This window comes from Phytohabitans flavus (genome assembly GCF_011764545.1).
In the GTDB taxonomy this organism is placed as follows: Bacteria; Actinomycetota; Actinomycetes; order Mycobacteriales; family Micromonosporaceae; genus Phytohabitans; species Phytohabitans flavus.
This window is the reverse complement of sequence record NZ_AP022870.1, coordinates 5086181-5097921: the sequence shown is the minus strand read 5'-3', so window position 1 is coordinate 5097921 and position 11741 is coordinate 5086181. Positions and strand designations below refer to the sequence as shown.

At 68.7% G+C, this 11741-nt stretch carries 11 protein-coding genes; 5 read left to right on the top strand and 6 right to left on the bottom strand.

Annotation, left to right across the window (positions count from 1 at the left end):
• Window positions 1–41 precede the first annotated feature (41 nt).
• Both Pflav_RS22250 and Pflav_RS22245 read left to right on the top strand, forming a co-directional pair.
• The gene (locus tag Pflav_RS22250; protein ID WP_173037899.1) at window positions 42–179 is read left to right on the top strand and encodes a helix-turn-helix domain-containing protein; all 138 of its coding nucleotides are present in this window, start codon (window positions 42–44) and stop codon (window positions 177–179) included.
• On the top strand, window positions 176–2563 hold the full coding sequence (locus Pflav_RS22245; RefSeq protein ID WP_173037897.1) for an ATP-binding protein: 2388 nt from the start codon (window positions 176–178) through the stop codon (window positions 2561–2563). Before Pflav_RS22250 ends, Pflav_RS22245 begins: the two co-directional genes overlap by 4 nt.
• 16 nt (window positions 2564–2579) lie before the next feature.
• Here the strand turns inward: Pflav_RS22245 and Pflav_RS22240 are convergent, their stop codons facing one another.
• Window positions 2580–3065 (bottom strand): FBP domain-containing protein, encoded by a 486-nt coding sequence (locus tag Pflav_RS22240; RefSeq protein WP_173037895.1) that lies wholly within the window; start codon window positions 3063–3065, stop codon window positions 2580–2582.
• Between the two features lie 60 nt (window positions 3066–3125).
• Here Pflav_RS22240 and Pflav_RS22235 point away from each other — a divergent pair, with 60 nt between their 5' ends.
• Together Pflav_RS22235 and Pflav_RS22230 are read left to right on the top strand one after the other, a co-directional pair.
• Complete coding sequence (locus Pflav_RS22235; protein ID WP_173037893.1) at window positions 3126–3698, top strand: TetR/AcrR family transcriptional regulator; 573 nt, start codon at window positions 3126–3128, stop codon at window positions 3696–3698.
• A gap of 46 nt (window positions 3699–3744) precedes the next feature.
• Window positions 3745–3978, top strand: a complete 234-nt coding sequence (locus Pflav_RS22230; RefSeq protein ID WP_173037891.1) for a hypothetical protein — start codon at window positions 3745–3747, stop codon at window positions 3976–3978.
• A 179-nt stretch (window positions 3979–4157) separates the two neighbouring features.
• On the opposite strand, the gene Pflav_RS22225 is transcribed toward Pflav_RS22230, so the two are convergent.
• Together Pflav_RS22225 and Pflav_RS22220 are read right to left on the bottom strand one after the other, a co-directional pair.
• Entirely contained in the window at window positions 4158–5591 is a 1434-nt protein-coding gene (locus Pflav_RS22225) for a pentapeptide repeat-containing protein (RefSeq protein ID WP_173037889.1), read from the bottom strand.
• A gap of 39 nt (window positions 5592–5630) precedes the next feature.
• A complete protein-coding gene (locus Pflav_RS22220) occupies window positions 5631–8576 on the bottom strand; it encodes a COR domain-containing protein (RefSeq protein ID WP_173037887.1) in 2946 nt (981 codons plus the stop codon).
• On the opposite strand from Pflav_RS22220, the gene Pflav_RS48890 reads away from it, so the two are divergent.
• Window positions 8575–9342 (top strand): NACHT N-terminal helical domain 7-containing protein, encoded by a 768-nt coding sequence (locus Pflav_RS48890; protein WP_415624329.1) that lies wholly within the window; start codon window positions 8575–8577, stop codon window positions 9340–9342. The two genes, Pflav_RS22220 and Pflav_RS48890, sit on opposite strands and share 2 nt — an antisense overlap.
• On the opposite strand, the gene Pflav_RS22215 is transcribed toward Pflav_RS48890, so the two are convergent.
• From Pflav_RS22215 to Pflav_RS22205, 3 genes are all read right to left on the bottom strand, one after another.
• The gene (locus Pflav_RS22215; protein WP_173037885.1) at window positions 9343–10026 is read right to left on the bottom strand and encodes an SDR family NAD(P)-dependent oxidoreductase; all 684 of its coding nucleotides are present in this window, start codon (window positions 10024–10026) and stop codon (window positions 9343–9345) included.
• A 69-nt stretch (window positions 10027–10095) separates the two neighbouring features.
• Window positions 10096–10752, bottom strand: a complete 657-nt coding sequence (locus Pflav_RS22210) for an NADPH-dependent F420 reductase (RefSeq protein WP_173037883.1) — start codon at window positions 10750–10752, stop codon at window positions 10096–10098.
• A gap of 40 nt (window positions 10753–10792) precedes the next feature.
• Window positions 10793–11656, bottom strand: a complete 864-nt coding sequence (locus Pflav_RS22205) for a helix-turn-helix domain-containing protein (protein WP_173037881.1) — start codon at window positions 11654–11656, stop codon at window positions 10793–10795.
• Between the last annotated feature and the right edge of the window lie 85 nt (window positions 11657–11741).

Below are 11741 nucleotides of genomic sequence, written 5' to 3'. Positions count from 1 at the left end.
CTTGCTCGCACGTGAGGCCTTGATCGGCGTACGTTGCCCGCGTGGTCGAGTCCGCGGCGGTCTGTACGTTCGGTGAGCTGCTGTTGCGCCATCGGGTGGCGGCGGGTCTGAGCCAGGCCGTGGTCGCCCGCCGGTCCGGGCTCAGCGAGCGGGCCTTGCGTGACCTCGAGCGGGGGTGACGAAGAGCCCACGCCGGCATACTGTCGCGGCGCTAGCCGAGATCCTCGGATTGGCCGGGGTCGAGCTTGTCGCGTTCACCGCGGCGGCGCAGGGGCGTGCGGTGGCGCTGTCGGCGCCGCTGACCAGCGCTCATCAGGCCGCGTCCGGTGACCTTGTCGGCCGTGAGCGGCACCTCGGGGCGCTTGCCGATCTTGTTCTTGGTGGGCGGCATCGGATCGTCACAGTTGTCGGCACCGCCGGTGTGGGCAAGACCCGGCTTGTCGCGGAGCTGATCAGCACGTTCCTCTCGGGGGCGCCACTGTCGATATACACCCTCGAGCTGGCCACGGTGACCGAGCCAGCCCTGCTCGGCGAGCTGATCGCGGAGGTGGTGGGGGCGGGCGGGCGGTCGAAGCTGGCCGCGCAGGACCGTGTCGCGGCCGAGCTTCGCGACCGGCGGGTGCTGCTCGTCCTCGACTGTGTCGAGCGCGTCGTGGCCGCCGCGCCTTTGGTTGCGGCGCTGGTACGCCGTTGCTCCGGCCTGACTGTGCTGGCCACCAGCCAGCGCCCGTGGCGGGTCAGCGGCGAACGGGAGCTGCACCTGCCGCCGCTGCCCGCCGTCGCCGCCGCCGAGCTGTTCGTACGCCGGGCGGCCGCCGCCAATCCGGGGTGGCGGGTGGGCGGCGTGGACAACGAGGTGGTGGCAGAGATCTGCCACCGTCTGGAGGGACTGCCACTCGCGATCGAGCTGGCCGCGGCGCGGATGCGGGTGTTGAGCGTGCGCGAGCTGGCCAGCCGGCTCGACCGGCGCCTCCACGTCCTGTCGGGCGGCCCGGTCGACCTGCCCGATCGGCACCGGTCGCTGCGCGGCGCCATCGAGTCGAGCCTCGATCTGGTCACGCCCGGCACACGGACGGTGTTCGGGTGGCTTGGCGCGTTTCCGGGCGGCGCGCGCCTGGCCGATCTCGAAACCGTGGCGGCCGCACTGAACGTCGACGTTGACGGTTGCCTGCCCGCCGTCGAGGAGTTAGTGCAGACAAGCCTGGTCAGGGTGGCCGACGAAGCCGGTTGGTACCGGTACACGCTGCCCGACGCGGTGCGTGAGCTCGCGGTCGAGGATCTGGCCGCCGCGGCCCAGGGCGGCGACGTGCGGCGGGCGGCCGCGGCCCGTTACCTTGCCCTCGTCGTGGCGTGGTGCGATGATCCGGCGCCCGGGCGGGCGCTGTCGGGGGCGGACGCCGACAACCTCCGCGCCGCTGTCGAGATCGCCGTCCGCGACCATCCGGCGCTGCTGACTCCGGCGGTCATGGACGCGTTGTACCGCCACTATGACCTGACGGGACGGTACAGCGAGGGCCAGGCCGCGTTCAGCTGGTCTGGCATGGGCGGGGCCGGACTCGTCCGCGCCGGCCGGTTGGCCCTGTTGCGGTGCGACACCGAGGCAGCAAGGCAGCTCGGCGACCAGGCCGTGGCGCAGCTGGCGCCAGATGACCACATCGGACTTGCCGAGGCGCGGCTCTTGCTCGGTTGGGTTGGGCTGGAGGTTCGTGACTGGCGGGGCGCCCGATCCCACCTGCGTGCCGCGCTGGTGCAGGCGCGCCGGGCCGGCGACCTGGTCTTGTTGGGCCGAGTGCTCAACAACCTGGGGGTGTGCTCGGCCTTCGACGGCCGGTTGCGCGACGCCGAGCGGCAGACGGCCGCCGCCCTGGTCGCGAAGCGTCGCGGCGGTGCCGGGCCGATCGAGCTCGCCCGTACTCTGAACAACCTGGCGGAGAACGCCCGCGACGCTGGCTCGTTCGGCGACGCGGCGCGGCGGGCCGAGGAGGCGACCACGCTGTTCGCGGCCGCCGGGCACCATCGGGGCGCGGCGACCGCCGCCAGCACCGGCGCGCTGATCTGGCTGGCGCACGGCGACACGGGCGCGGCGCTGGCCGCGATCGACCGCGCCACTCTGCTACTCGGCGACACCGGTGAGGACCTGAGCACGGTGACCGTGGTCGACCTGCGGCGCACCCTCGTGTGGCACGCGGCCGGGCGGGCCGGCGAGGCGGCAGAGCTGCTGCGGCGGACGCTGCCGCACGCGATGCGCCACGAACGCCGGACGCAGGAGGAGGCGGCGCTGATGCTGGCACAGCACGCGGCGCTCGTCGCGGCAGGCGACCCTGTGCTTGCCGCGACCATGGTCGGTGCGGCGGGGGAGCTGCTGCTGTTGGCCAACCGCGGCATTCCGCCTGCCGAGCAGAAGGCGATCGACGTGGTCACGCGGATCGGTGTGGCGGCGCTAGGCAAGGACGCATTCGCTCAGGCGTCCGCGGCGGGCGCCGTGGCAGGGCCGCAGACCTTGGCGGCGTTGTGCGGGCGGCTCGCCACCGCCACACCGACTAACCGCCAGCTCACCGGATGACGTATCGGCGGTGTGATCAGCTGAGGATCTTGTGCAGAAAGGCGGCGAGGTTGGTCGTGGTTCGCTCGATCCTCGCCGAGAGGGTGAGCGTCTCATCGAGGTGCCGTCCGGCCTTCTTCTGCCCGCGCAGGTAGAGAGAGCAGGCCAGGTCGGTGCAGGCGTAGATGCCGACGGAGTTGCCGAGTCGCCCGTTCGGGCCGGCCTTGCGTGCGGTCATCAGCGAGACGCCGTTTCCGGTGTGCGTCGTGAGGCATATCGAGCACATGCTGCGCCGGATGTGCCCCTGCTGGGTCGCCACTCGCAGCGCCACGCCGACGAGCCCCGGGTCGGACTCGGCGACAAGGTAGGCGCGCTGCGTCGCGGAAGGATCCTGCCATCCGAGGAAGTCCAAGTCGTGCCATGGTCGCTCATCGAGATCCTTGGGTATCGGCAGGCGTCGCGCCTCGCCCTTGGTGCAGTTGACGAAGCTCCCCCGGATCGCGAGCTCGGTCATCGGTCTCATAGGTAGTAGCCTAATAGCTCTAGGCAACTGGTTAATCCGATCAGGTATGGAGCGTCCCGCATGGCACGTGTAGGGCTGACCGCCGAACGCCTGACTCTGGCCGCGGCGGAGTTGGCCGACGAGGTGGGTCTGGAGAAGGTCACCGTCTCGGCGCTCGCCCGCCGCTTCGGCGTCAAGGACGCCAGCCTGTACGCCCACATCAAGAACGCACGGGACCTACGCGTCAGGCTCGCCGCCCTGGCCCTGGATCAGCTCGCCGATCGTGCCGCCGCCGCGCTGGCCGGCCGCGCGGGCAAGGACGCCCTCGTAGCCTTCGCCAACACCTACCGCGACTACGCCAAGCAACACCCGGGCCGGTACGCCGCGATGCAGATCGACCTCGACCCGGAGACGGCGGCCGCGACCGCGGCCCGCCGCCACGCTGAGATGACCCGAGCGATCCTGCGCGGCTACAAGTTGGCCGAGCCCGCGCAGACCGATGCGGTACGCATGCTGCACAGCACCCTCCACGGCTACGTGAGCCTGGAAAAGGCCGGCGGGTTTCGTCACCACCCACGCCCCGTGGACGCCTCCTGGTTGAGAACCCTGGACGCCCTCGATGCCATCCTCCGCAACTGGCCAACCGACACCTGATGCCCGGACCGCGCCAGCCGTTGTGGATGGCGGCGCTGAGCAAGGCTTGGGCGGTGGCCTTGACGGTGGCGGTGGCTTCTTCGCGGGTGTCGCCAGCGATGTCGACGAGCCAGATCAGCGTTTCGATGCCGGTGGCGGACCGGATGGCGATCGCGAGCCGGGTGATGTCTACGTACGGGTGGCTTTCTTCGAGTGGTGTCAGGGCTTCGGTGATCCAGCCGATGGCGCGGCCTTGGCGCAGCACGGGTTGGTCGGCGGCCGGTTCCAGGGACAGGCGTAGCGAGGTCCGCAGTTGGGTTTCCCACGTGAGGTTGTAGCGGGTGAACGCGGTCATCAAGGCGTCGAGACGGGCTCTCGGCTCGGTGGGCGCGTCTGCCGACGGCAGGCTTGATCTCGCCACGCCGGAGCGCGGCGAGTTTCTCAGCCATCTGCTCGGCCGTGTACGTCGCGGGCGGCGGATCATCGGTGGCCGTGGAGGACCACGTGGGCGGGCGGGTCGGCGCCGAACACGACATCGCCGTGGAATGTGGCCCGGCCTTCCGGCCCGCCCAGCGTAAACGACGCCTGGCCGAACCGGCTGCCGTCGAACCGGGTAGTGCCGTGGAACTGGGCGCCGGTGAGCTCGACGAACCGAGCCTCGCAGCCGCTGAGGTCCAGGTCGACGAGCGTGGCGCCGCTGAGCCAGAGGTTCATGCCTGGCCACTGGCCCGGGCCTGGCCGAAGCCGCCGCGCGATGAGCTGCTGCGCCTGCTGCCGTAGGCTCAGCAGCGCGACCTGCTCGGTAGTGCGGCCGTTCGCGCGCAGGTCGAACGGGATTGGGATCCGCAGAAACGCGCAGAGCGTGGCCAGGACCCGCTGCCGCAGCTCGGGCCGGTCGTCGCCGAGCTGGTCCAGGATCCCCAGGCCGGCCGCGCGGACGGCGGGATCGGGGACGGCGAGCTGCCCGGTGTACGGCGCGACCGAGGTGTCCGGGACAAGGTCACCGCCATCGGCCGGCCGCACCGTCCAGCCCAGCGGCCACACCGACTCGCCGTCTTCGTTGCCGCTGGCCCAGTGCGCGCGGGTGAGGTCGACGGCGGGCTGGTCGAGGTGGACGCGTCCGGCGAACCGCGCCCCGGCGAACGTCGCCGCCGCACCGAACCGGGCGTAGTAGAACCAGGCCGGCCCCGCGAAGCGGGCATCTACAAAGGACACGTCGGCGGCGAACCGCGCCCCGTCGCCGCCCTCTTCCCAGTCCTGGTAGTCCTCGATGAGCACCGCGACCGGCCACTCTGGATCGTCCTCGTTGAGCTCGTCCCACGGCGCCGGATCGATCTCCTCGACCGTGTCCCACGCCTCGTCGTCGTCCCACCACGTCTCGGTGCCCCGACCGAACCACGCCATGCCGCTGAACGACGCGCCAGTGAAGTCCGCCCGCGCGCGGAACCGGGCACGGCCGAAGACGGCGTGGCCGCCGAACCCCGTACCGGCGAAGGAGGCGTCCCCGTGGAAGACCGCTCGCTGGAAAAGGGCATCGTCGTCGAACGTGGCGCCGTCGAAGATGGCGGTGCCAACGAACCGGGCGTCGGCGAAACCGGCGCCGTCGAGCCGGCAACCGCGGAAATCGACATCGACAAGCGTCGCACCCGACAGGTCAACGCTGACGCCCTCCCACTCGCCGCCAGTCGTGCGCAGCCGGTCGGTCAGCAAACGCAACACCACGCGACGCTCCCCGGCCGCGTCGGCGGGCGGTGTGCGCAGCCACGCGCACAGCGTGTCCGCGACTGGTTGACGCAGCTCCGGATCGGCCGCGGCCAGCGCGATCAACGCCTCCGCAGCCGCACTCCGCGTGCCCGCCTTAGCCGTCGCGAACCGGTCCGCTGCCGCCTGGTACAGCGTCGAGGTCTCATCCACCCGCCAGAGCCTATTAGGCGGGCGGCGCCGTGGCGCCTGCTATGCGCCAGGGATCGTGGGTAGACCCGGGTCGTACTCAGCGTAGTGCTGAGGGCACACCCACAGAAAGTCGCCCGACTCGGCCATGACCCGCCGCAGCGACCCGTACGCGCGCGCCGGATCTTGCTCACGTAGGAACTGCCGCAGCGCGCGCAGTGCCTGCCCCTCGGCGAGCGTGAGCTTGGTTGACACCTCAGGCGTCTCGATTTCCCAGCCACTGCTCAAAACGTCAGAAGGGAGCCGGTCGATGATCGCTTCCATCAGCTGTAGCTCCCGCTCGCTCTCCTTGAACCGCTCCTCCGAGAGCACGAGACCGGCCACTCGGGAGGCGATCGGAAACGCAAGGCGCAACGCCTTCAACACCAGGTTGGCGTACGGGGCGATCTCCACCAGCCACCGCTGCGGCTTGCGCACCTCGTAGACGGCCTCGGGCACGGCATGCCACCTGCCGGGGTGCTCGCACCACAGCGTCACCCGGTGGTGGCGACGGCGCAGCACACCCGTCGACACGTCGGTCAGCGTGAACAGCCGCGGGCAGTCGTCGACCTCGACCGCGATCGCCTTCAGCATCAGGCGGACGGCGTTGGCGATGTCGGCCGCGTAACGGCGCAGCTCGTCGACGCCTTGCCCCACCTCACGTATCTCGCCGCTGAGCCGGTCGAGGTCGGACTTGAGCGGATGGCTTGGCAGTGCGAAGCCGGTCAGCAAGTACCAGATGTCGTACGTGATGACGCAGCCTTCGCAGGTGCGTGTGGCGTGCCCGTGCTCGCGCAGCCGCAATAGGCCTTTCAGCGAGAACCTCTCCGGGCACACCTTGCCGCCGACCGAGCTCGTCGGACACGGAATGTACAGCCGGTAGGTCATGCCGGGCCACCGGTGCGTCAGCAGGTCTTCGACGCTATCCCGGATCACGTTGAAGAACAGGTCCGGCGAGGGCGCGCGCACCTGCACGACGAGCTGCCGGTCGGTGACCAGCTCCACCAGCGCCTCGGAGTCGTACGCCGGCACCTGGTGCCGCAGAAACAATCCCGAGCGCCAGTGCCGTCCGACGGAAGCCCGGTGGTGCCGCACCGTCAGCCACGCCATCAGCCCCAACGCCGGCTCGCTGGTCTCGCACACCAGGGTCAACGCCCGCTGCCCAGGCTGCACCGGGGTGCGCAGGTCCCACTCGAGCTCCGGTCGCTCGAACGGCACGAGTTGGGCGACCAGGCTGCGGTGCCCAGGGGCTTCCAGCCGGTACGAGATGTCGAACTTCTCCATCAGGCGCAGAAAGTACGGGTGGAACTCCCTGGTGTACGCGGGCCAGTCCGGCCGCTTGCGCCAGATCTCCCGCAGCCGTCCGTGGTCGAGGACCCCTTGCGCGTCTACGGTGGCCTCGTCCTCGATGACGTATCCGATGGCTTTCGTCAGCCACTCGGGGTTGAGCACCACGAGTTCGCGGAGGCCGTCGTCGTCGCCGTAGTAGATGATCTGGCCGAGGTCGTGCAGCAGGCCGGCCAGCGTCGCGGCCTCCTCCTCGGTCATCTGATGCCGCAGGCACACCTCGACGAATTTCTCGTACGGGATCTGCAGCTGCTTACCCGCGTGCGCCAGTATCTCGTCGCGGGCCGTGATCCATCGGCTGCTGAGCAGTTGTCCCATGTGCGGAAGGTTCGCCGCCTGCTCGGCGACCGCCGTACGCAACGTGGCGACGCCGCTGCCGCTGGCGTTGTCGACGCTGAACCGCCCGTGGAGTATTTCGCCGAAGAGCTGCGCCAGGTGGGGGTAGTCGAGTTCGGGCCGCCGCTCGTCGCAGTGCGTGGCGACGACGAGCACCCGGGCCTCCGTGTCGACCCGGATCTTGATCCGGCGCAGCCACCCCTCGACGTCGTTTTGCTCCTGCCCCTCGCGCGGCTTCCACACGACCAGGTAGAGCGCGCGCCGGCTGAAGAAGAACGGGTGGGTGGCCCGGTATACCTCCTGGCCGCCGAAATCCCACGTGTGCAGCGTCATCGGTGTCCCGGCGCGCGGGTGGGTGGCGACCAGCGACCGGACCTCGATGCCATGAGTGGTAGGCCGGTTGGCCACGAAAGGGGCGTCGTCGAGCGCCGCGGCCAGCGACGTCTTGCCGACGTTGCCCTCACCGATGAGGATCATCTTGGCCTCGTACTGGGCGGTGGCCGTCTCCAGGCTCTCCAGGTAGGTTGCGACCGCGTCGGTGCTCCGTGCGAGCAGCTCGGGCAGCGGCTCCTGGAGCGGGTTGCCCCGCAGGTTGACCCGCATTCCGCGGCGCAGGGTGTGCGCCAGTCCGGCCGGCAGTGTGGTGATGAGGTTGCCCCGCAGGTCGAACTCACGGAGGTTGGCCAGCTGGCCCACCTCGGTTGGTAGGTGGGTCAGGCGGTTGGAACCGAGGTTGAGGCGGAGCAGGTTGGTCAGCCGGCCGAGTTCGGGCGGCACCGACGCGATCTGGTTGCCGGTCAGATCGAGGATCTGGAGGTTGCCCAGCCGGCCGAGTTCGCGCGGCAAGGTGAGGATCTCGTTGTAGCTCAGGTCGAGGCGGGAAAGGACCGTGAGATGCTCGATCTCGCGCGGTACCTCGGTGAGCTGGTTGTCGCTCAGCAGCAGGTCCTGCAGCTTTCCGAGCCGCCACAGCTCTGCGGGCAGGCTGGTGATGCGGTTGTCGCCGAGGGCGAGCATCGTGAGGTCGGCGAGTTCATCGATCTCGGGCGGGATCTGCCGGAGGCGGTTGCCTTGGACGACCAGCTTCCGGAGTGTCTTGAGTTCGGCGATCCGGGGTGGCAACGCGGTCAGGCGATTGTCGTACAGGATCAGCTCGGTGAGATTCGGCAGCTCGAATATCTCGTCCGGCAGTGTCGTCAGGTTTTTGCGGGTTAGGTCGAGCCGGCCAGTGGCGACCGCAGTGGACATCTGCTCAGGAGTCAGATGCACCCTCTCCAGGTTCGCCATGCAGCCTCTTTCGACACGTGTGTGGCCCAACGGTCCTATTCGGACTCAGGCTGTCTGCACCCGTTGCCCCGGGCAAGCAAGTGTCGGCGACCGGACAAGCACTCCACATAAGCAGGCCAGTCGACTTTCTGGCTGTAGTGTGCCCGGAGGTTCGGACACGGACATGGGAGATCTTGTGGGTCACTCGTCGATGTCGTTCGAGATGGCGTGCCGGATCCTCGGCGCGACTGACGACGGCTGGAGTTCCCGGCTCAACCGACTCTTGGGTGTCGCCGTGCTGGCGAGTGGTGGGATTGACGTCGTCACTCCTGCGGCGGCGGTTGGTGCCGCATGGGGTTGGATCGATCAGAAGAACGAGCTTGTCGGTCACATCAACATAGCCGTGCGGAAGGTACGGGACCGAGGCCTTGGGTGTACGGGCCGGGAGCGGCACGAGCTGATCGCGGCCGCCCACACAGCCGGACCTCCTGCGCGAGTTCCCGCAGCTCATCAACCTCTACGGCCGAGGATTACCCGATACCCGTGCATTCGCCGAAGTCTTCGCTGCGATGCGCGTCGGCGTGACCGTCTGGCCCGGGTCGACTGGAGATGTGTTCAGGGACGCGCTTCGCCACGTGGTGACTCATCAGCGAGGGGGAGGCGAGCCCTCCTCCGACGCGGTCCGGGAGATGTTCGACGCGGTCCGGGACATGTCAGCGCTGCCCGAGGAAATGCTGCGGCTTGCCATTCTGTGCCAACGCGCCACCGCCGAACTGTTCGCACGTGATCACCAAGGCAGCTCTCCTGCTTCGTCCTGGAAGGTGCCCGTCGGTCCGGTCGGGTCCAGGGTCGCCAGGCGCACGACGTGTCGGGCGCTTTCTTCTGCGGGTCGTCCGATTCCGAAGGGGGCGGTCATGTCGGTGGCGGTGGTGCCCGGCTCGAGGGCGTTGAACTTGATGCCCGGGTGGGACTTGGCGTACTGCACCGTCAGCATGGTGGCCGCGGACTTGGACGCCGAGTACAGCGCGAGCGGCAATCCGAACTCCGGCCGCTCGGGATTGTTCACCGCCCAGAACGACCCGGCGCTGCTCGAGATGGTGACGACGTTAGGATTCGATGACTTGCGAAGCAGGGGGAGTGCCGCCTCCGTGACGCGTACGATTCCCACCGCGTTCGTGTCGAAGGATCGCAGGGCGGCGGGGCCGTCGAGCCCGGTCTCCAGAATGCCCGCGTTGTGCACCAGGACGTCGAGTCGGCCCTCGGCCGCGTCGATTGTCGCCAGTGCGCTGCTCACGGATGCGTCGTCGGTCACGTCGAGCTGGACGAATCGCGCTCCGAGCGCTGCTGCGGCGTACTCGCCTCGCTTGAGATCACGTGCGCCGATGTAGACATCGTGCCCTAGCTCCAGAAGCTGTTTGGCGGTCTCGAAGCCGATGCCTTTGTTGGCTCCGGTGATCAGGGTGACAGTCATTTCTATCCTTTCGAAATGCATGGCCGATCAGGCCGTTTCACCAGCCCGGCGCGAGCTGGTTGCGGGACGTCACGCCAGGGCGGCGCGCTTCGCTCGTCGCAGGTTGTGAATGAGCTCCTCGCGGCTCTGCCCGTGCACATGGTGGTGCCACATAGGCGTGCCAGGAGCACTTCGCCAGGATTCGCTCAGGGGGCTGTTGTCGACGGTGTCGAATCCGAACTGGTCGTACAACCTGGTGACGAGATCGACGGCTTCGGGGTAGTCGCTCGAAACCGCAAGCGCCAGCCGGTCGGGTGCGCCAGCGGGTCGGGCCAGCCTGAACAGGCTGGGAGCCTGGATGTGCGTGAATGCCTTGGCGATTTTCGACGTAGGAAGCTGTTCCTGACGCAGTTCGTGAACCGTCTTCTGGCCGGAGTCGATCACCGGGAAGTTGCCGTCGCGCCAGATCATGTAGTTGTTCGTGTCTAGCACGATCTTGCCGGCAAGCGCCTCGACGGGCAGGTCGTGGGTGGGCTTGTAACGGTAGGCGACGACCGCGAAGTCTCCCGCCGCTGCCGCCTCCGCCGGCCGCGCGGCGCGTGCCCGCGGGCCCAGCTCCTCGACAAGACCTTTCAGGGTCTCGGGCCCTCGCGAGTTGGCAATCACGATCTCGTACCCATTTGCTATTGCCGCGCGAGCGATCTGGCTTCCGACCTCGCCGGCCCCGATGATCCCGATGGTTGTCATGCGTGCGTCTTTCTACGGATCGTGATGGCGGCGATTCGGTTCAGGTACTGGCCTGCCGCACCGCTTGTTGTGCCTCGTGGATGACGGGTAGGTCCGCGGAAGCCAGGAGAGTCAGCTTCTCGGCGTTGCTGGACCCGGCGTCCGGGTGATACACGACGAGCATCAGGCCTTCCGCACCGCCGATGCTCAGCCGTTCACGGTTGAGGATGAGCTCCCCGACCTGCGGGTGATTGAACCGGATCGGCGTCCCGCGCTGTCCGCGTACTTCATGGCGTGCCCACAGCTGGCGGAATCGCGCGCTCGCCAACGAGAGCTCTCCGGTGAGTTCGATGAAGCGGGGATCGTCGATGTCAGTGCCCACGGCCTGCCGCAGGCTCGCGATGAAGCACTCCGTGATGTCTTCCCAATCCGGGTAGTGAGCCTGCTCGGCAGGGTTCAGGAACAGATCTCTGAGCTGATTCCCTCCTTCGGCAAGGCCTGGAGAGAGAGCTCGGGCGAGGCTGTTCGAGGCCAGGATGTCGAAGTACCGACCCTCGACGAAAGCGGGCTGAACGAGGGAGTGCAGGAGCTTGAGCGCACCCGGCGGGACGGTCTCCTTGCGCTGTCGGCGCCGGCGCTTTCGGGGAACGTCCGCGACCAGCGTCAGCAGGTAGGCCAGGTGCTCGTCGTCGAGCCGCAGTACGCGTGCGATGGACTCGAGCACCTGCACTGACGGGTTGCGATCGCGGCCCCGCTCCAAGCGCAGGTAGTAGTCCGCGCTGATGCCGGCAAGCATGGCGACCTCCTCGCGCCGCAAGCCCGGCACGCGTCGCACGCCCACGTCGGGGATGCCGGCCTGCTGCGGTGTCACCAGCGCCCGCCGAGCACTCAGAAACGCGCCAAGGTCGCTCGATTTCTCGCTCACAAATTCATCGTATGGCGGTGCAAGGCGACGAGAGGGGGTCCTGTCGCACCCCTGGCTCCCGAGGGCTCTGGGGCCGCAGAACAGC